Source organism: Arthrobacter sp. MOO21 (assembly GCF_057369995.2).
Window position 1 is genome coordinate 1,837,010 of sequence record NZ_CM170671.2, and the last position, 18,739, is coordinate 1,855,748.

Annotated in this window: 20 protein-coding genes; 10 read left to right on the top strand and 10 right to left on the bottom strand. The window is 66.8% G+C overall.

What is annotated here, in order from left to right; translation table 11 throughout:
* Positions 1 to 53: 53 nt before the first annotated feature.
* Entirely contained in the window at positions 54 to 1,412 is a 1,359-nt protein-coding gene (locus AC2JAJ_RS08495; RefSeq protein ID WP_473694095.1) for an MFS transporter, read from the bottom strand.
* A 325-nt stretch (positions 1,413 to 1,737) separates the two neighbouring features.
* Complete coding sequence (locus AC2JAJ_RS08500) at positions 1,738 to 2,580, bottom strand: ACT domain-containing protein (protein ID WP_486416185.1); 843 nt, start codon at positions 2,578 to 2,580, stop codon at positions 1,738 to 1,740.
* 161 nt (positions 2,581 to 2,741) lie between these two features.
* Here AC2JAJ_RS08500 and AC2JAJ_RS08505 point away from each other — a divergent pair, with 161 nt between their 5' ends.
* The gene (locus tag AC2JAJ_RS08505; RefSeq protein ID WP_221384331.1) at positions 2,742 to 3,818 is read left to right on the top strand and encodes an FUSC family protein; all 1,077 of its coding nucleotides are present in this window, start codon (positions 2,742 to 2,744) and stop codon (positions 3,816 to 3,818) included.
* On the opposite strand, the gene AC2JAJ_RS08510 is transcribed toward AC2JAJ_RS08505, so the two are convergent.
* Positions 3,802 to 4,971, bottom strand: coding sequence for an MFS transporter (locus AC2JAJ_RS08510; protein ID WP_486416184.1), 1,170 nt, complete (start codon positions 4,969 to 4,971; stop codon positions 3,802 to 3,804). The two genes, AC2JAJ_RS08505 and AC2JAJ_RS08510, sit on opposite strands and share 17 nt — an antisense overlap.
* Before the next feature lie 214 nt (positions 4,972 to 5,185).
* Between AC2JAJ_RS08510 and AC2JAJ_RS08515 the strand changes: the two genes are divergently transcribed.
* Both AC2JAJ_RS08515 and AC2JAJ_RS08520 read left to right on the top strand, forming a co-directional pair.
* Positions 5,186 to 5,929: an IclR family transcriptional regulator gene (locus AC2JAJ_RS08515; protein ID WP_486416717.1), complete on the top strand. Its 744-nt coding sequence runs from the start codon at positions 5,186 to 5,188 to the stop codon at positions 5,927 to 5,929.
* 103 nt (positions 5,930 to 6,032) lie between these two features.
* The gene (locus AC2JAJ_RS08520) at positions 6,033 to 7,220 is read left to right on the top strand and encodes a 4-hydroxybenzoate 3-monooxygenase (RefSeq protein ID WP_486416183.1); all 1,188 of its coding nucleotides are present in this window, start codon (positions 6,033 to 6,035) and stop codon (positions 7,218 to 7,220) included.
* A gap of 40 nt (positions 7,221 to 7,260) precedes the next feature.
* Here the strand turns inward: AC2JAJ_RS08520 and AC2JAJ_RS08525 are convergent, their stop codons facing one another.
* Positions 7,261 to 7,803 carry a TetR/AcrR family transcriptional regulator gene (locus tag AC2JAJ_RS08525; protein WP_221384328.1) on the bottom strand — a complete coding sequence of 181 codons (543 nt, stop codon included), beginning with the start codon at positions 7,801 to 7,803 and terminating at the stop codon, positions 7,261 to 7,263.
* 56 nt (positions 7,804 to 7,859) lie between these two features.
* Here AC2JAJ_RS08525 and AC2JAJ_RS08530 point away from each other — a divergent pair, with 56 nt between their 5' ends.
* A complete protein-coding gene (locus AC2JAJ_RS08530; RefSeq protein WP_486416182.1) occupies positions 7,860 to 8,915 on the top strand; it encodes an FAD-dependent monooxygenase in 1,056 nt (351 codons plus the stop codon).
* 104 nt (positions 8,916 to 9,019) lie between these two features.
* Here AC2JAJ_RS08530 and AC2JAJ_RS08535 read toward each other — a convergent pair whose 3' ends face one another.
* Positions 9,020 to 9,454: an acyl-CoA thioesterase gene (locus AC2JAJ_RS08535; protein ID WP_486416181.1), complete on the bottom strand. Its 435-nt coding sequence runs from the start codon at positions 9,452 to 9,454 to the stop codon at positions 9,020 to 9,022.
* Between the two features lie 70 nt (positions 9,455 to 9,524).
* A complete protein-coding gene (locus AC2JAJ_RS08540) occupies positions 9,525 to 10,028 on the bottom strand; it encodes a GNAT family N-acetyltransferase (RefSeq protein WP_486416180.1) in 504 nt (167 codons plus the stop codon).
* Positions 10,029 to 10,184: 156 nt separating this feature from the next.
* Here AC2JAJ_RS08540 and AC2JAJ_RS08545 point away from each other — a divergent pair, with 156 nt between their 5' ends.
* Genes AC2JAJ_RS08545 through AC2JAJ_RS08555 form a run of 3 tightly spaced genes read left to right on the top strand, consistent with a single transcriptional unit; the run spans position 10,185 to position 11,856 of the window.
* A complete protein-coding gene (locus tag AC2JAJ_RS08545) occupies positions 10,185 to 10,715 on the top strand; it encodes a MarR family winged helix-turn-helix transcriptional regulator (RefSeq protein ID WP_486416179.1) in 531 nt (176 codons plus the stop codon).
* 56 nt (positions 10,716 to 10,771) lie between these two features.
* Positions 10,772 to 10,927 (top strand): hypothetical protein, encoded by a 156-nt coding sequence (locus AC2JAJ_RS08550; RefSeq protein ID WP_486416178.1) that lies wholly within the window; start codon positions 10,772 to 10,774, stop codon positions 10,925 to 10,927.
* On the top strand, positions 10,924 to 11,856 hold the full coding sequence (locus AC2JAJ_RS08555) for a serine/threonine-protein kinase (protein WP_486416177.1): 933 nt from the start codon (positions 10,924 to 10,926) through the stop codon (positions 11,854 to 11,856). The genes AC2JAJ_RS08550 and AC2JAJ_RS08555 overlap by 4 nt, the downstream gene beginning before the upstream one ends.
* On the opposite strand, the gene AC2JAJ_RS08560 is transcribed toward AC2JAJ_RS08555, so the two are convergent.
* Both AC2JAJ_RS08560 and purB read right to left on the bottom strand, forming a co-directional pair.
* The gene (locus AC2JAJ_RS08560) at positions 11,853 to 12,530 is read right to left on the bottom strand and encodes a histidine phosphatase family protein (RefSeq protein WP_486416176.1); all 678 of its coding nucleotides are present in this window, start codon (positions 12,528 to 12,530) and stop codon (positions 11,853 to 11,855) included. The genes AC2JAJ_RS08555 and AC2JAJ_RS08560 overlap by 4 nt on opposite strands.
* Before the next feature lie 144 nt (positions 12,531 to 12,674).
* Positions 12,675 to 14,117 carry an adenylosuccinate lyase gene (gene purB / locus AC2JAJ_RS08565; protein WP_221384317.1) on the bottom strand — a complete coding sequence of 481 codons (1,443 nt, stop codon included), beginning with the start codon at positions 14,115 to 14,117 and terminating at the stop codon, positions 12,675 to 12,677.
* A gap of 167 nt (positions 14,118 to 14,284) precedes the next feature.
* Between purB and AC2JAJ_RS08570 the strand changes: the two genes are divergently transcribed.
* Both AC2JAJ_RS08570 and AC2JAJ_RS08575 read left to right on the top strand, forming a co-directional pair.
* Positions 14,285 to 14,587, top strand: coding sequence for a hypothetical protein (locus AC2JAJ_RS08570; protein ID WP_501053448.1), 303 nt, complete (start codon positions 14,285 to 14,287; stop codon positions 14,585 to 14,587).
* A complete protein-coding gene (locus AC2JAJ_RS08575) occupies positions 14,587 to 15,933 on the top strand; it encodes an AAA family ATPase (RefSeq protein WP_486416174.1) in 1,347 nt (448 codons plus the stop codon). The genes AC2JAJ_RS08570 and AC2JAJ_RS08575 overlap by 1 nt, the downstream gene beginning before the upstream one ends.
* Positions 15,934 to 15,953: 20 nt before the next feature.
* On the opposite strand, the gene AC2JAJ_RS08580 is transcribed toward AC2JAJ_RS08575, so the two are convergent.
* Positions 15,954 to 16,850: a hypothetical protein gene (locus tag AC2JAJ_RS08580; RefSeq protein ID WP_501053449.1), complete on the bottom strand. Its 897-nt coding sequence runs from the start codon at positions 16,848 to 16,850 to the stop codon at positions 15,954 to 15,956.
* A 196-nt stretch (positions 16,851 to 17,046) separates the two neighbouring features.
* Complete coding sequence (locus tag AC2JAJ_RS08585) at positions 17,047 to 17,472, bottom strand: phage holin family protein (RefSeq protein WP_486416172.1); 426 nt, start codon at positions 17,470 to 17,472, stop codon at positions 17,047 to 17,049.
* Between the two features lie 18 nt (positions 17,473 to 17,490).
* Between AC2JAJ_RS08585 and hisC the strand changes: the two genes are divergently transcribed.
* Positions 17,491 to 18,609 (top strand): histidinol-phosphate transaminase, encoded by a 1,119-nt coding sequence (hisC, locus tag AC2JAJ_RS08590; protein ID WP_486416171.1) that lies wholly within the window; start codon positions 17,491 to 17,493, stop codon positions 18,607 to 18,609.
* The last annotated feature ends 130 nt before the right edge of the window (positions 18,610 to 18,739 follow it).

Consider the following 18,739-nt stretch of genomic DNA (forward strand, 5'->3'; position numbering starts at 1 on the left):
CACTGCCCCCGGCTGCGGGGGCGTTGTCTGCAAGTTTCCCTGCGAGGGTCAGCTTAGACAGGAAGCCGCTTGTTGTAGTTGAGGGTCAGGACTGAGACGCCCATGATCACCGCGGAACCCACGAAGTAGAGCAGCGCCCAGGTGTAGGAACCGGTGGCCCCGACAATCAGGCCGACGACGATGGGGGTGACGAAGCCGGAGATGTTGCCGCTGAGGTTCATGGCTCCGCCGAGGACGCCGGCGTTGGTGCGGCCGCCCAGGATGGAGGGGATGCTCCAGAACAGGCCTACCCAGCGCAGGAAGAACAGGACCACGGAGAGCAGGACCACGGCGGTGGTGGAGTCAGGAACCACGGTGACGCCCACCAGGCCGCCAATCACCACGGCGCTGGAGATGCCCAGGAGGGTGCGCATCACGAGGTTGGCGGAGGCTCCGGACGCGCGCCACTTGTCGGCGATGGTGCCGCCAAGGATTTCGCCGACGAACCCGGCACCGAAGATCACCAGGGTGGACCAGCCAATCGTCTTCAGGTCGAAGCCCTTGGCCTGGGACAGGTACAGCGGCCCCCAGGTCAGCAGGCCGTAAAAGACGCCGTTGAACCCGAGCCAGCCCAGGCACATGGCCCAGAAGGAGCGGAACTTGAGGTAGGGGAGCAGGCCGCGCTTACCCTGGCTGCCGTCCATGGCCGCCTCGGCGTCCTCGGCGGCGTGCGATGCCTCGATGTAGGCGGCCTCGGCGTCGTTCACGCCCCGGTGCTCGCGGGGGTTGTCCCTGACGTACCACCAGACGGCGATGCCCATGAGGACGGTGGCGGCACCGGCGATGACGAAGGACCAGCGCCAGCTGCCGGTGGCCGCGATGAGTCCGGCGATGATGATGCCGCCAAGTCCGGCACCCAGGGGAGCGCCGGCATCCAGGATGGTGGCGCCGCGTCCGCGTTCGGACTTGTGCATCCAGATGGCGTTGAGCTTTCCGCCGGCCGGCATGACGCCGGCCTCGGTCACGCCGATGCCGAGCCGGGCGATGAACATGCTCAGGAAGCCGCCGGCCATGCCGGACGCCGCAGTGGCAGCCCCCCAGCCGACGCAGGAGGCCGTCATGACCTTGCGCGGACCGAACCTGTCGATCAGCCAGCCCACGGGAACCTGCATGAGCGCGTAGGTCCAGAAGAAGGCCGACAGCAGCAGGCCCACGAGTTCGGGGGGGAGGTTGAATTCCTTTTGGATGATGGGCAGTGCGACGGAGATGGATCCCCGGTCGATGTAGTTGACGGACACGAGGACCAGCAGCAGCAGGAACAGGCGCCAGCGGACGGCGGTGCGCCGTTGCGTGCCGTCCTTTCCGGTTGTTCCGGTGGGGCTTGGCGTGGCTTCGTCGGGCGTGGCCGTTGTTTCAGTGTTTGGGATGGACACAGCTTCTCCTTCACGGGGAAGTTACGGGGAATGGTAGCGAATGGCAATGTGGAAGGCAGTGCGCGGGGCGGGTCCGCCCTTGGCTGGAAAGTTGCCGTCAGGGATGTTCCGGAGCATCCGGCGGGGCTTCAATTTTGGGATCCCAATTTGGGATCCCAAAAACAAAGGTAGAAGTGAGCCAAGCCACTGTCAAGGGGTTGGCCCCAACTTGCCGCAGGGTCTGCGAAGAAACGGATTGTGACTGCACCGCGAGGGTACGCAGCCGGTGGTGGGGCTCCTCCGCCCTCGGTGGGCCTGACCGCCCTTGTCCTAGTGGAATAGGGGCTCAACGTGCTGCTGGGGACCCGGCCGGCCAATAAGACATAGTTTCAGCCAACTCGGCAAGCCGGTGGGCCCGGGCCGACTCCGCCGGGGTGAACGGTTCGCCCGGCCGGGAAAAGGTGATGGGGCCGTGCCAGGCGGTGGGGATCTTAAGGCGCGTCCCGTCGTCGGGCTCTTTGCTGCCCGCGTCCGACGGCGGCACGATCCTTGCGTGCAGCAGCTCGGCCACCGCCAGGGGCAGTTCGTCCGGGGCGGCAGCGATCCGCGCCGCGAGGCTCAGCGCCCGGGTCTGCCCGTCGGCCATGGCCAAGGCCGTGGTGGGCCAAACGTGCGGGGTGCGGCCGCCGCCGTCGAGCAGTGCACCCAGCAGCTCACGCTCTCCCACCAGGCCCGGGGCTGAGAGGACAAACTCATCCAGGACCCCGCCCGGCACCGGGTGGACGTGGATGCTGAGGATATTGGTGTCCAGACGCGCCAGCGCCCGGGTGATCCGCTGCAGTGCGCCAGGCTGGTCCCGGAGCACTGCCCGTGCCCGCCACAGGGCCGGTGCTGCCGCCAGCCGCTTCCTGTGCCGGAGCGCCGGAGCATGCAGCCAGCCGCGCAGGAGGCGCGCGGCGGACGGCTCCGCCACCCAGATCGCCAGGACCGTCGCAGTGAGCGTCAACACCAGGACCTTGGCCACGTAGGGAAGGTGAGCCTCCACTATCAAGGCGTGGACCAGCAGTTCGACGGGAAGCATCGCCGCGATGGTGGCCATGGTCTGCCGGGTCCTGGGCGGTTCGGGCATCAGCCCGCAGACTTCGCAGCGCAGTTCGGCCGTGGGCGCGTTCCGTGTACGGGGCTTCATGACTCAAGCATTGTGGCGTGCTGTTTCGGCTGCGTTGCCTGCCGATTCCATTCATGGGAACGCGGGGCCCTGCTTCCGGCGCCCGCCCCGTAAGATTTAGGGCAGGAACGTCAGCGCGGCCGCCACCGGAATCCACCCCTGCAGGAAGGCGCTGTTACCCCTTGAAGATGATGGCCGAGATGTTCAGCATTGCCCCCGGCAACAAAGACCACCATCCGGCGCTGAGATGCGCGGTGGGCGTCTTCGTCCCGCTGATCACACTGCTGCTCCTGGGCCGCCTCGACCTGGCGATCTTCGCGTCGTTCGGCGCCTTCACGGGGATCTACGGCCGTGGGGAGCCGCACGGCGTGCGCTTCGTGCTGCAGCTTCGGGCCGGCCTGCTGATGCTGCTGGTCATCCTCCTGGCGGCGCTCGCGGCGAGGATGGGCCAGGCGTGGGGCCTGGACGCGGGGACGAACACCTGGCTGCTTGTCCTGGCCACCACCCTCGTGGCCGGTGGTTGCTCGGTGGCCATCTCGTGGCTGCGCCTGCGTCCTGCCGGCTCCCTGTTCCATATCTTCGCCTTTGCAGCCATCGCGTCCATTCCCAACCAGCCGCCATTGTGGCAGGGCATGCTGGCCGCCGTCCTCACCACCGTGTTCTGCCTGCTCGTCGGGTTTTCGTCCCGGGTGCTGCCCAGCCACCGGACCCCGTGGACCAGGCCGCCACGCATCCGCCGGACGCCCGCCGAGAAGCGGGCGGCGTGGCTTGAAGGCTTGGGCTACCTCGGGGCTGCCGGGCTTGCCGGCTCCCTGGCCACCTGGGCCGGGGAGTCCCTGGGGTTCGGCCACAACTACTGGGCCATGGTGGCGGCTGTGGTCCCGCTCGTCGGGCACAGCACGCGGCACCGGGTGCGCCGCGGCATCCAAAGGATCATCGGAACGGTCCTGGGCCTGCTGGTCCTGGCAGCGGTACTGCTGGTGGGGCTGCAGCCCTGGCAGACGGTGCTGGTCATGGCACTGTGCCAGTTCGGCGCGGAAATGTTCATCATCCGCCAGTACCTCCTGGCCCAGGTCTTCGTCACGCCCCTTGCCCTGGTCTCCACGCTCCTGGTGGTTCCCGCGTCCCCTGCCGTCCTGCTCCGCGACCGGATCATCGAGACGGTCATTGGTGCCGCCGTCGGCATCGCCGTGGTCCTGGCGCCCGGCGCGTGGCGGCGTGTGCGGAGCAGGCCGGACCAGGTTACGACGGCGGCCTGACCGCCTTCACCGTCCGGACCGCGCGGATGGTGTGCGGCACTGCTGCCAGTGCCACTACGGCGGTGGCGGCAGCGGCTGCAAAGACGTAGAAACCCCAGGGGTAGGCGATGTTGGCAGCAACGAGCGCTCCCGTGACGGCAGGACCCATGATTGCTCCGAGCCGGCCCACTCCGGCGGCGAAGCCCAGGGCTGTGGCGCGGAGGGCCGCCGGGAACAGCTGGCTGACCCAGGCGTAGACCAGCACCTGTGCGCTGAACACGAATACGCCCGTGACAAAGACTGCCGCGTTGAGCAGCAGTTCGCTTTGGATCTTGACGCTTAGGACCGCCAGGAATACGGCGGAGAGCCCGAACCACAGCAGCACCACCCGCTTTGTGCCGTGCTTGTCAGCCAAAATCCCTGCGATCACCAGGCCCACCACGGCGCCGACGTTGAGCACCAGCAGGAGGACCAGGCCGGTGCTGACCGTGTAGCCCGCGCCGGCCATCAACTGCGGAAGCCAGGTGTTCAGGCCGTAGACCAGGAGGAGGCCCATGAAGGATGCCGCCGCGATGGCCAGCGCCACCAGGGGGTACGGCTTCCGTGCCAGGTCCCGGAAGCTTGCGCGGGCTGCGGCCGGTTCTTGCCCCGCGGCGGAAGGGAGGGTCTCCGGGAGCTTGAACCACAGGAAGGGTGCCAGAGCGAAGCCTGCGAGGCCGCCCACGATGAACATCATCCGCCAGTCCGGGATCAGCATCAGGGCAAGGAAGGACGTGGCCACGGCGCCGGCGTGGTAGCCGGTCATTGTGCGTGTGGTGGACTTCCCGGCGGCACCTGCCGGAGCATAGTCGTTCATGTAGGCCAGGGCGGCCGGGAGGCATGCTCCCAGGCCCAGTCCGGCCAGAAGCCGGAAGACGCAGAACACCGCGACGTTAGGTGCGAACACCACGGCAATGGTGAAGATCGAAAACCACAGGACGCACGCCACCAGGAGGCGGCGCCGGCCAAAGCGGTCTGACAACGGGGCGATGAACAGGGCGCCGGCGCCAACGCCGACCAGCGAGATGGTGGCGGCCCACGTGGCGCCCACGGCGTCGAAACCAAGGTCGTGGGTCTTGATCAGCGTAGGTATGACGGTGCCCAGCACCACCAGGTCAAATCCGTCAAGGACCATTGCCAGCCAGCAAAGCCAGACCGGCCACTTGGAACGGTGTTGAGATGGCGCAAATGACATAGAAATACCTCGGCGTATCTTCCAGGAGTTCGGGCGGCGGGCTGCTTTGCCTTGGTGGTTTGGGCAGCGTCACCCAAATCCCCAATGAGGTTTGTATCACTAGGGGGTGTAATCTGGGACAACTTTTCCCATTCAACGGAAGCAGGTGACCGTCCTGGCCAACTCCCCCTCCGGCGATTCGGTGGTGGACCGCATCGTCCGGCTGATTTCCGCCTTTCCCCAGGATGTCAACGCCCTGCAGCTCAGCGAGCTTGCCCAGCGGGCAGGCCTGCCGCTCACCACCACCCACCGGCTGGTGGGCCAGCTCGCCGCGCACGGCCTGCTCGAAGCGTCACCGGGCGGCATGGTGCGGCCCGGCCTGAGGCTCTGGGAACTCGTGAACCGTACCTCCCCCACGCTTGCCCTGCGCCAGGCGGCCATGCCCTTTATGGAGGATATCCAGCAGGTCCTCAACCAGAATGTGAACATGGCCGTGCTGGACGGCTGGGAGGCGCTCTTCGTTGAGCGCCTCTCCCGGCGCGGGTCGGTGGCCAACCGCGCGCAGGTTGCGGGCCGCATGCCGGTCCATGTCTCGTCGGCGGGCCTGGCACTGATGGCACATCAGGAGAAGGCCGTCCAGAATGACTACCTTGAGCAGTTCGCGGACCCTGCCGGCAAAATCACCACGGACGCCGTCCGCGTGCTGCTGGGCGAAGCCGCACACCAGGGCTTTGCGCAGTTGAAAGGCGTCGTGGATCCGGACACCTGGGGCATTGCCGTCCCCGTCCTCAACCGCAGGAAGCGCGCCGTGGCCTCGCTCGGCGTCGTGGTTCCCCTGCGCGAGATGCGGCTGCAGGCACTGGTGCCCGCGCTCCAGACCGCGGCACGTGGCATCGCCCGGCAGCTTGCGGATTCCTGATCCGTTCAACGGAATTGGTGTAACGGCAGTCACGGCGCGGCCCGCACACTGGATGCCAGACCAATCCCGCCCCTCCGGGGCCCGCAACGAAGCGAGAAGAACCATGGCACGCAAAACCATTTCCACACAGGTGGCCATCATGGGCGGCGGCCCTGCAGGGCTCATGCTGTCCCACCTCCTGGCCAACGCCGGCATCGAATCGGTGGTCATCGAGGTCCGGAGCCACAAGGAGATCGCCGAAACCGTCCGTGCCGGCATCCTCGAGCACGGTACCGTGAACCTGCTGGTGGACAGCGGCGTCTCGGACCGGGTGCTGCGCGACGGTGACCGGCACGACGGCATTGAGCTGCGCTTCAACGGAGAAAGCCATCGCATCGACTTCAAGGACCTGGTGGGGGAGTCGGTGTGGCTGTACCCGCAGACGGACGTGTTCCTCGACCTCGCGGCGCGCAGGAAGGCCGACGGCGGCGACGTCCGCTACAGCGTCACGGACACCACAGTGCATGACCTGGAGGGCAAGCCGAAAGTCTGGTTCACGGACGCGGACGGCGTCGAATTCGAGATCCAGGCCGACTTCCTGGTGGGAGCCGACGGTTCCCGCAGCCACTGCCGGTTCCAGATCCCTGAGGCCCACCGCAAGTGGTACTTCCACGAATACCCCTTCGCCTGGTTCGGCATCCTCGCGGAGGCGCCGCGCAGTGCGGACGAGCTGATTTACGCCAACTCCGCCAACGGCTTCGCCCTGATCAGCCAGCGGACGGAAACCGTGCAGCGGATGTACTTCCAGTGCGATCCCAGGGAGAACGTGGCTGAGTGGGATGACGAGCGTATCTGGGCTGAATTCCGCAGCCGGGTCAACGGCAACGGCTTCGAGCTGAAGGAAGGCCCGGTCCTGGAAAAGATGGTGCTGCCGTTCCGCAGCTTCGTCCACACCCCCATGCGGTACGGCAACCTGTTCCTCGCCGGCGACGCCGCGCACACGGTGCCCCCCACCGGCGCGAAGGGCCTGAACCTGGCCATCAACGACGTCAAGGTCCTCTTCGAGGGGCTGGACAACCACTACAATTCCGGCACGGACGCGCTCCTGGACACTTACAGCGACCGCGCCCTGGCCAGGGTCTGGAAGGCCCAGCAGTTCTCCTACTGGATGACCACCATGCTGCACACCCCGGCCGACGCGGACGATTTCTCCCGCGCCCGCCAGCTCGGTGAACTCAACTCCGTGGTCTCGTCCCGGCACGGCATGGCCTATCTCGCCGAGGCCTACACCGGCTGGCCCGCCTCCTCCTAGGTGGCTTCGAAGAGCACGACGGCGGGGCTGGGGCCTGCTTTCACGGCGCCAGCAGCAGCCGCCGGAACCCCGCGGCAATGGCAGCAGGGTCCGGGCTTTCATTCCGCCGGACGGTGAGCAGGTGCAGCAGGAGCCCGTCGCCGTAGTCCGCCACATCGCGGGCGCGCGCTGCTGCATCCGCCACCCCCAGGGCAGTCAGTGCCAGCTCCAGGTTGCGCACCAGCAGCAGATGGCCCGCAGTGACGGACCCGGGGTGGTCCAGCGAAAAGGCCAGGCGCGCACGGGTGAGGCCCGCGTGCTCTCCGGCCAGCGCCAGCACCAGGCCTGCCAGTTGTTCGGCGAGTTCGCCAACGTCGCGGGGCGGACCGGCGGGCCCGGAATCCTGGAAAAGCGCGCCGTCCAGCTGCAGCAGGCGCTCCAGCACCGCCTCCACGAGGGTGCTGCGGCTGCGGTAGTAGTTGGACGTGGTCCCCTCGGCGACTCCGGCCGCCGCATCAACGGCCCGGTGGGTGAGCCCCTTCAGTCCCCTGTCCGCCACTACCGCCAGTGCGGCGTCAAGGAGTTGGGTTCGGCGGTCAGGCATGACCCCAGTCTAATAACGCCCTTCCATTGCACTACAAAAGTAGTAAAATTGCCGCCATGGAGACGATCACGATCGTTGGCGGAGGAATTGCCGGACTGGCATTGGCTGCCTGCCTGGACCCGGACCGGTTCGAGGTAACCATCCACGAGAAGCGGCCCGGACTGCCCACTGTGGGAACCGCGCTGGGGATGTGGCCCACGGCCCAACGCGCGCTGGCGCGGCTGGGAGTGCTGGAGGAGGCCAGGGCAGCCAGCCCGGTGATCGGCAGCGGCTCGATCCGCAATGGCGCCGGCGAACCCTGGGCAACCGTCGATGCCGGCGCCATGTTCGCCATCTCCCGGATCGACTTGCTGCAGCTCCTGGACTCCGCCGTCCCGGCGACGGTGCGGCGCGTGACGGACAACGTTCAGCACGTACCGGGTGGCGGCGGCCTGGTAGTCGGGGCAGACGGCGTCCACAGCGTGGTGCGCCGCGAGGTCTGGGGTGCCGGCACCGCGGCGCGGCTCACGCCATACCTTGCCCTGCGGGGGATCCTGCCCTCCCCCGTCAACCAGGACGCGGTGGGTGAGTACTGGGGCCGCGGGGACCTGTTCGGCATTGCCGCGGCCCGGACCGGCACCCTCTGGTATGCCGGCTACCGGTCTGGCCTCGGCCCCTACGGGATCGATGTGGCGTCAGTGCTGGACCAGGCCCGGGAGCGCTTCGCCGGCCACGCGCCCGCCATGCGGGAGGTGCTGGCAGCCGCAACCCCCGAGGGCTCCCTGGTGCAGCGGCTCTGGACAGCTCCCTATCTTCGTTCCTACGTGCGCGGCCGGACCGCGCTGATCGGCGACGCCGCCCACGCCATGACCCCGAACCTGGGCCGCGGCGCCTGTGAGTCGCTGGTGGATGCTGTGACGCTGGCGGAGCTCCTCAACACGCTCCCGGAAGACCAGGCGCTGCGCGCCTATGACCGTCGCCGCCGCCTCCGGAGCCAGGCAGTGTGCGGGGTCTCGGCCGTCCTCAACCGGATCGCGATGGCCGAACGAGCCCAGCCCTTCCGTGACCGCCTGCTCAGCCTTGCCCGTCAGCGGCGGCCGCGTGCCGCCGTCGTCAACAGCAGCAGCGGCTGACCTGCGGACGCTGCAACACATCACTACGGGTCAGGCGGAAGGATTGACGACGGCGGAAGCCCAGTGCCGCCGTCGTCAATCCTTCAGCATCAGTTGTGGAGTGTTCAGTCCTTAACGGCGGTTTCCGTAAGGTGGTGCGTCGGGATGCGGTCCCGGTCGTAGGTGATCTCCGTGTAGCCGTGCGGCTCGGGCTTTCCCTCGGAGTTGAGATTAACGAATACGATCTCCTCGATGGTGAGGATGCTTTGCCGCGTGATCATGTTGCGGACCTCCGCCCGCATGGTCAGTGATGTCCGGCCAAAGCGCGTGGCTGTGAGGCCCATTTCGACGAGGTCGCCCTGGACGGCGGAGCTGACGAAGTTGATTTCCGAGATGTACTTGGTGACGGCGCGTCCGTTGCCCAGTTGCAGGATGGCGTAGATGGCGGCTTCTTCGTCAATCCACTTCAGCAGGCTGCCGCCGAAGAGTGTCCCGTTGGCGTTCAGGTCCTCGGGACGGACCCATTTGCGCGTCCGGAAGGTGATGTCTGCTGTTTCCATAGGCCGAGATTAGCCGAACGCACCGCAGGCCCTCGGAGTGTGACGGCCTGCGGCGCGGGCGGCGTTGACGCTATGCCATGGCCGTGTGGGCCGCCGTGCGGGCGTTGATGCTTTTCGCGTAGCAGTGGGAGTGCTGCACACCGATGTACGGGCCGAAGTTGGGTATGGCCTCGAAGCCCGAATTCTCGTAGAAGTTCCGGCCGTCCGGTTGGGCGGAGCCGGCTTCCGCCTTGATGCGGGTGATGCCCTGCTTGAAGGCTTCCGCCTCAAGCGCTGCAAGGATGGAGCTGGCCACGCCTGAGCCGCGGGTGTACGGCAGGACATACAGGCGCTTGATTTCTGCCGTCGCCGCGTCCAGCAGGCGCAGGCCGCCGCAGCCTACCGGCTGTCCCGACCCCTTGTCGTAGGCCACCAGGAAGACGGCGCAGTCGGCGCCCGACGGCGGCGGGCCGGGCTCGTGGTCGGTGCTGCCGAAGCGCGCGTCGAGTTCGGCCTGCTGCGCGCGGCGGAGGTCGGCCCCCACCGGGTTGGACCAGGGAACTTGCCTGATGTTGAGACGCGGATTGGTCTGCATGCCTGCCTCGATTCGCCGGAGGGATATGCCTTCCAAGGCTAGAAGGAGGCGGTTACGGGGGTGTTTCTCCGGGGTAAGCACTGAGGAACAGCAGAGAACCTCCGGACGATCCAAGTCACTTGGCGGTCTAGTTATCAGCTGGTCTAGACTGATTCCATGGTGTTCACAGGCAACGAGGGATCCGGTTACTGGTATGGACCCGACGGGCAGTTGGACTACAGCGCCGCCGTCCTGAAGGCGCTGCGCGACTACCGCTCGGCCGAGACGGCCATCCGGCGCTCCACCCGGGACTCGATGGGCATGGGCGAGACGGATATCCTGGCGCTGCGCTACCTGTTGCGCGCCCAGGCGTCGGGCAAGCAGGTGGTACCCAAGGACCTGAGCCATTTCCTCAACATCACCAGCGCCTCCACCACCTCGCTGATCGACAGGCTTGTTGCCAGCGGCCACGTCCGCCGCGAAGCCCACCCCTCCGACCGCCGCTCGGTAGTGGTCATTCCCACTGTTGAGTCGGATAACGAGGTTCGGGAGACGCTGGGCGCGATGCACCGGCGCATGATGTCCGTCTCCGAGTCGCTCAGCGCCGAAGAAGCCAGGACGGTGATCGATTTCCTGCAGCGCATGACGCAGGCCTTGGAAACCGTGGAGCAGCGCGAAGGAAAAAAAGTATCTAGTCCGGCTAGCTAGTTCGCCTAGTTATATGTAAGCTTACGATTATCCCAAAGTTGCTTTCCAACGGAGTCGTGAGTGTGTTGGTTTCTTTTGCCGAAGTTCCGCCGATTGATTTCCTCACCAATCGCTCCTGCCTGCATCACAGGACTGCGCTGTTGATTTCTTCTATCCTGGACGGCACCACTGCGCCGCAGGATGACGTTCCGGCAGCGGTTGCTGCCGCATGAGCGCGGTCGGGCTGGTGACGGCTGAACCGGCACTCGAGGCGGGCGGCAAGGACGCAGCGGAAGTCGTTGGGGGGCGCTTCCGGTTGAGGGAACGGCTGGGGCGGGGATCCGCGGCAGAGGTCTTCCGTGCCGTGGACCTGGCAGGGGGGCCCGATACGGCCATCAAAGTAGCAGCCGGGGACGGGCGCAGGCGGCAGGAAAGAATCCGGAATGAGGCCGCCATCCTGGCAGGCCTTGACCACCCGTCCATCGTCCGGTTCATCGCCGCGGGGAGCATGCCCGCCGGCGGGGCCTTTTCCGGCCGGCCCTTCCTGGCGCAGGAGCTTGCCCTGGGGGTCAGCCTTGCCGAGACAGTGCGTACCCGGAGGCCGGGTCCAGGCGAGGTTGCCGGATGGGCCCGGGGCCTGTTCAGCGGTCTCGCACACCTGCATTCCGCCGGGCTGGTGCACCGGGACATCAAACCGGCCAACCTGATGCTCAGCGGCCTGCGCAGGAGCCCGGTGCGGATCATCGACTTTGGAATCGCTGCGGCGGTGGGAGCGGCGCCCGAGCCCGGGATCTCCTCCGGCACGGTGCACTACATGAGTCCCGAACAGGCCTCGGGCGGCGTGGCAGACCCTTCGTGGGATGTGTACGCCACGGGCCTGGTCCTGCTGGAGCTTCTCACCGGGTCCAAGGCGTTCCCGGGCACCGCCATCGAGTCCTTGGTTGCCCGGACCCTGCGGTCCCCGGAGGTGCCGGACCATCTGGGCGGCTGGAGCGGATTCCTGCGGGCCCTCACGGCAATGGAGGGAAGCCGGCGGCCGACGGCGGCTGAGGCGGCCGACATGGCAGCGCAGCTCATGCCTCCCGTGCCCGAAGTCCGGGAGGCGCGGCCTTGCCGGACGATGCCGGTGTTTCCCGCGCGCCGGCACCGGCAGCGGGTTTAGGGTCCGGTCACGGCCTTGCCTGTGGGATCTTCCGCGGTGGGGTCGGCCAGGGCCAGACCGCCCACGGGGCTTCCATCCCAGTGGATCAATGTCCAGCCGGCAGCGGGGCTGCCTTCCAGCGCCACAATTCCCGTGTTGGCCAGGACGTGGCGGGCTGCAAAGTCGTGGTCTGCTCCTTCGGCGCGCAACCCGGCCCACGTGCGGATGGCGGCGCCGTGGCTGACGACGGCGACGGTACCGTGGCGGCGGTGCGAAGCCTGCTCGGCGACGTGCGCAATGGCCGCGTCAAAGCGTTCGAAGAATGCGTGGCCGTCCGGCCCCGCGGGCATGCGCCGGTCCAGGTCGCCGGCGGCCCAGGCGATGACCGTGCCCATGTAGCGCTTGTGGGCTTCGTGGTCCGTCAGCTTCTCCAGGGAGCCCGCTTCGATTTCATGCAGGCCGTCCAGCACCGTGACGTCCAGGGTGTGCAGGCGGGCCAGGGGTTCGGCGGTGATCTGCGTCCTGATCAGCGTGGAGGCATACAGGGCTTCGATGGGCTCATTGGCAAGGGACCGGGCCATGGCTTCGGCCTGGCGGCCGCCCAGCTCGGTCAGGCCGGGTCCGGGGTGGGCGGTGTCCAGCTGCCCCAGAACGTTGCCCGGGGTTTCGCCGTGGCGGATAAGCAGCAACTTCATGCTCCCCAGTTTCCCACCTTCGGCTCGGGCGGAATGACGCGCCGAGACACCGCCGCTGCCACCGGCGCTGCCAGCCCCGCGGCAAGGCGCCGGGCCCCGAAGAGCCCGGCGCCGACGTCGTACTCCCTGCTTTGCTGGGGGCCTCTACTTCAGGTGGTCCACCAACTGGTCCGCGATGCCCGTGTACTTGCCCGGCGTCAGGGCCAGCAGGCGGGCTTCCGCCTCCGCGGACAGGCCGAGGCTCTGCACGAATTCCTGCATGCGGGCGGCGTCCACGCGGTGGCCGCGGGTGAGGTCCTTGAGCCGCTCGTAGGGGTTTTCCATGCCCTCGACGCCGGCGATCGCCTCCGCGCGCATGACCATCTGGATCGCCTCGCCCAGGACTTCCCAGTTGGTGTCCAGGTCCCCGGCGAGCACGTCCTCGGCAACGTCCAGGCGTTCCAGGCCCTTGGCCACATTGGAGATGGCCAGGAGGGAGTGGCCGAAAGCGACGCCGATGTTGCGCTGGCTGGAGGAGTCGGTGAGGTCTCGCTGCCAGCGGGAGGTCACCAGTGTGGAACCCAGGACGTCCAGGAGGCCGGAGGAGATCTCGAGGTTGGCTTCGGCGTTCTCGAAGCGGATCGGGTTGACCTTGTGCGGCATGGTGGACGAGCCCGTAGCGCCGGCCACCGGGATCTGCGCGAAGTAGCCGATGGAGATGTAGCTCCAGATGTCGGTGCAGACGTTGTGGAGGATGCGGTTGAACCGCGCGACGTCCGCGTACAGCTCCGCCTGCCAGTCGTGGCTCTCGATCTGCGTGGTCAGCGGGTTCCAGGTGAGGCCGAGTCCCTCGACGAACGACTTGGACACCTGCTGCCAGTCGGCGCCGGGAACGGAGGCCACGTGCGCGGCGTAAGTGCCGGTGGCGCCGTTGATCTTGCCCAGGTACTCCGTTTTGGCGATGCGGTCCAGCTGGCGGGTAAGGCGGTGCGCGATGACGGCCAGTTCCTTGCCCAGGGTGGTGGGGGTGGCAGGCTGGCCGTGGGTGCGGGACAGCATGGGCACCGCGCGGTTGTCCTGCGCCATTTTGCTGATTTGGGCCACGAGGTTGCGGGCTGCCGGGAGCCATACGTCCTCAACGGCACCCTTGATGCCAAGCGCGTAGGACAGGTTGTTGATGTCTTCGGAGGTGCAGCCGAAGTGGACCATGGCGGTCAGGTTTTCGATCCCGATCGCCGGCAGGCGCCGGCCGATGTAGTACTCGACGGCCTTGACGTCGTGCACGGTGACGGCCTCGATTTCGGCGAGTTCGGCCACGGAGGCGGCGTCGAATTCGGTGACGATGGCGCGGAGCTGGTCCTGCTGCTCCCCGGTCAGGGGGCCGGCGCCGGGAAGGACGCTGTTGCTGGTCAGATGGATGAGCCACTCGACTTCGACGGCCACGCGGTCGCGGTTCAGCGCTGCCTCCGACAGGTAGTCCACAAGCGGGGCGACGGCGGCCTGGTACCGGCCGTCCAGCGGCCCCAGCGCGATTTTTTCGGGCGACGCGGCGAGGGCCAGGCGTCCTGAGGGCGTACGGGTGTCAGCTGTGGCGGCAGTTTCAGGCATGTGCTGATTCTTTCACGAAGTCCGGCGGGGCCTTAAGCGCCGGATTCCACGTTACTTGTCCACATAGCCGACGGCGGTGCTTACCTGCCGCCGATGTCCTCCCTAGCGTGGAAACACGGGGACTGCGGCGCGACGAGCAGCAGTCCGGGCAGCGGCGGGGGTGCGGCATGGCAAACGACCTGGCGGACGGGATCTGGGGCGGAGGGCTGGACACCAGCGTTGCGGTCCAGGAGTTGGCGGCGAGGTTGGCGCGATGCGCCGGCCGGACCGAGGAAGTCCTCAATCGGTTCCGGGAGATCCAGATGCTGGAGTGGCAGTCTCCTGCCGGACAGGCCTATCGGGATGCAGTCAGTCTGCAGGCAGTAGCGGTGCGCCGGGCAGTGGATCGGCTGCACGAGGCCTCGGTGGCAGTTGCCGCGCACGCCCGCGCGGCGTTGACGTCCGACTGCTCCTATGGCGGCCGGCCCTGATGGCCGAAATAACCCCATCAGGCTCCGGCGGCCCCATCCGTGTCTCGCCCCCGGCCCCCGACGGCAACCTGACGGTCAGGGGCGGTGTGGGTGGGATTACCGTCCAGCTGGAGGAACTGGACGTTGGTGCACGCAAACTGGACGCCCTCGCCGAACAGCTCGCGAATGTGGAGGCCGAGGTCTTCAACGCTTGGCGCGACCTGGGCGCGCACCAGAATGAGCCGCGGAGCACCGGAACCGCGGCGCTTACCGTCGTGGGTGACGCCCGGGACGCCGTCCAAAGCGCCAGGCTGGAGTTGCAGCGGATCAGCAGCCATATCCGGGGCTGCCGGTTCGAGTATGAACTGGCTGAGGAAAGGGTCCGCCATTTGCGGACCCTGGGTACTTCGCCGCCCTCGGTGGAGATGCAAAAGCACGTGGACTTCTGGCGGACAGGATTCCTGAACGGCGCTGCCACCGAAATGCTGGCGGGAAACGCCGTCACTGGACTTCCCACGATCAAGCCACTGCTTGAATGGGCTGATCCAGGGCTTCGCACGGGCACGGTTGCCGTCAAACAGGAAGAAAGCATGGCACTGCATCTCGACGCTTCGCCGGCAGGGCTGCTGGAGCGGGTCAGGCTGCTTGAGGAACGCGGCAGCGGCTTCATCGAGGTTATCCAAGTGGATAACGACGGAAAGAAGGCCTATATCGTCCTCGTTCCCGGTACCCAAATCAATGATGCCGACGAGGGCACCAACCCGTTCGATCTGGGTGGGATAGTCGATGGGCTGGGCAGCAATTCTGAGCACGTCAACGCTGCTGTCCTCCGGGCGCTTCGGGACGCCGGTGCGGAGCGGGGCGCAGACGTGGTCGCCGTCGGTTACAGCCAGGGTGGGATCCACGCCATGAACCTTGCAGCCGACGAGCGGTTCCAGGACGAGTACGGCATGAAGTACGTGCTGACCGCCGGATCACCTATTTCACGCATTACACCTCCACCAGGCGTCAGTACGTTGCACCTGGAGCACCGCACCGACTGGGTGCCGGGCAGCGACGGTATGCCGAACCGGGATGCCAGGAACCAGGTCACGGTCACCATGACCAACGACCTCTATGTCCGTGGAGGGGAGGACGCCGGGCTGGGCCCCGGGCACCGGCTCGACGGATACGAGGAGGCCGGGCGCCTCGTGGCAGGGAGTACAGACCCTTCACTGATGCAGTCCACGGCCGTGCTGGGCGCCGTGCTTGGTGCCGGCAGCGCCGCCACCGCCACGCGCTTCTCCTTATCGAAGACGCCACCGCCACCTGTTCCCATGGACCGCAGGGACCCCTTCTCCGGGCGGCCGCAACCCGGCGCCAAGTGAGGGGCAGAGCAAGGCCGGGTTCAGGAGATCTGGGCCGCGTGCATCTCGGCGTAGGCTTCGAAGCGGCTCTGCACCGGCTGCGGGACGGGCTGCGGGGCCGGTGGCTGCGCGGCTGCGGGGCACCGGTAGTTGTAGTCGAGGTTCCCTGCGGTGAACTGGGTGGTCGTGACGGTCGCCCCGGGCGTGAGGGGGTCGGCCGCGCAGTACTCCTGGGCAGAGGATGCAGATTCTGCACCCGCCAGCCAGTTCTTGAGCCTGTAGAGGCTGCTGGCGGGGGCGATTTCGCCTGCAATCCCACCGAACTGGTACCCCGTGGAATAGATGCCTACCTCTGCGCCGGCGCCCACCAGGTAATCGGTCATGCCTTCCAGTTCCGCTGCGTTCGCGGTCTTGTCCGATAACCAGCTGTTTCCCGTTTCGACGTCCAGCCACCACATGCGGCCCACTGTGTAGCCACCCGCTTCCTTCAAGATCACGACGTCATTGAAGGCCATGGCGTACCCATGGACGTAGGCACAGGCCGGGGACGCACTACCGTCGCACATTCCGTAGGGGTTTCTGATGGCATTGCCCAGGTAGGTGTTGGCAGCCGGCCACCACGGGGTCTCAACAGGCCCCGTTGCCGCGGTGTTCACATACACGTCAGCCGGTGTGCCCCCCGTTGCAGCCGGGGTGCGGTCCGCCCAGGCCAGCTGCTCAGCCAGGCACGGGTTCATCGTGTCGGGCCTCCCCCCGTTCACTCCGACAATCGCGAACGCCGGGGGTGCAGGCAACTCACCGCCGCACTGGGGCCAGGAGATGTCATTGCCGAGAACCGCTTCCGTGGGCGCGGCGGCTGTTTCTGCGTCTGCGCTCGCCGGGCCCACCTGCAGGGCGAACAGCAGGCAGGCAGCGACCAGGATTCTTACCGGCTTCATTCTTCGACCCCGAGCTTCCGTAACTGACAGCAATGGGCACTTCGGTGGCCCACGGGAAGCAGCCTAGGAAGCGTGGCCTTGAGGGGTCATGGGTGGCTGGTACTGGAATTTTGGCGGCTATCGGGGGGAACAAGGCGGAGGTGTACCCGATTCTGTGCCTACTCCTACTTGGGCGGGCAGGCTCCGGTTGCGCGGGTCAACGCCGGCCGCCCGGCAGCAATCCTGCCACCAGCGAGACCAGGGAAATGATGATCGCTGCCAGCACCGCCGTCCAGAAGAAGGAATCGATGCTGAGGTGGATGGGCGTGTAACTGCTGAGCCACGCGGTCAGGTACAGCATGGCGGCGTTGATGACGATGGCGAACAGCCCCAGCGTCAGGATGGTGATCGGCAGCGCAAGGAGCCTGACCAGCGGCCGCACGAAGGCATTGACCACGCCGAAGATGAGGCCGATGAAGAGATAGGCGAGGATGATGTCGATCGTATCCGCGTCCTGCGAGATGCCGGACCTGGCCACGGCGTCGGATGTTGCAGTGCTCGAGATGTCCATCCCAGGCAAGATCCAGCTGGCCACCCAGAGGGCTGCGGCGTTGACGACGATCCGGAGAATAAGCGAACCCATGCCACTAGGCTAGTGGCCATGACCCCATCTGAGACCAGGGCAGGCGGAATCGCGCCGCGCCCGGTGCTGGACCGGCTGCCACGTTACGCTGCGGGCAAGCCCCCCGCGGACGTCGAGGGAATGGCCAGCTACAAGCTGTCCTCGAACGAGAACCCGTTGCCCCCGATTCCCGCCGTCGTTGAGGCCATCGCCAGCCAGACGGACTTCAACCGCTACCCCGACCCGTTGAGCAGCAAGCTGCGTGCCGCGCTCGCCGACTTCCTCGACGTGCCCGCGGAGGACATCGTTACCGGAGCGGGCAGCCTGGGCGCGCTGAACCAGATCCTCGCTGCGTTCGCTGGACAGAACGAGGACGGCAAGGCGGACGAGGTCATCTATGCGTGGCGGTCATTCGAGGCCTACCCCATCAGCGTGGGACTGGCGGGCGCGGAAAGTGTCCGGATCCCGGTCACAACAGACGGCAGGCATGACCTCGACGCCATGGCGGCCGCCGTCAGTGCCCGGACGAAGGTGATCCTTCTCTGCACACCCAACAACCCCACCGGTCCGGCCCTGAAGACGGCCGAGACCGAAGCATTTATCCGGTCCGTCCCGGCCGACGTGGTGGTGGTGATCGACGAGGCATACCAGGAATTCGTCCGTGCTGGGGACGCTTTGGACGGAATCTCGCTCTACCGCAAGTACCCCAACGTGGTGGTGCTGCGGACCTTTTCCAAAGCACACGGCCTGGCAGGACTCCGGGTGGGCTACAGCGTCTCCCACCCGGAACTGACCCAGTACCTGCGGGTGGCCGCAACACCGTTCGCGGTGTCCCAAATTGCGGAAAAAGCAGCGGTCGTGTCGCTGCAGAATTATGCCCAGGTTGTGGAAAGGGTACAAAGGCTCGTCGATGAGCGGGAGCGCGTTGCCAGTGGGCTGCGGGAGATCGGGTGGGACGTACCGGACGCCCAGGGCAACTTTGTGTGGCTGGCGCTCGGTGCTGAAAGCGCCGCGTTCGCAGAGCTGGCGGCGGCGCAGGCGCTGTCGGTGAGGGCGTTTCCGGGAGAGGGCGTCAGGGTGAGCATCGGGGAAGTGGAGGCCAACAGCCGCTTCCTCCAATTGTGTGCCGACTATACAAAGGCGTCCGCCACTTCCTAGCGCTTAACAAGTAGCCCTTCCGCTACTTACCGAAGATAAAGTTAGGATCAGTAAGCCATTGTATATGCCTTGCCGGGAATGTATTCCCGTTGAGGCATATATCCCAGCGACATTTGCATTGCATCGGATG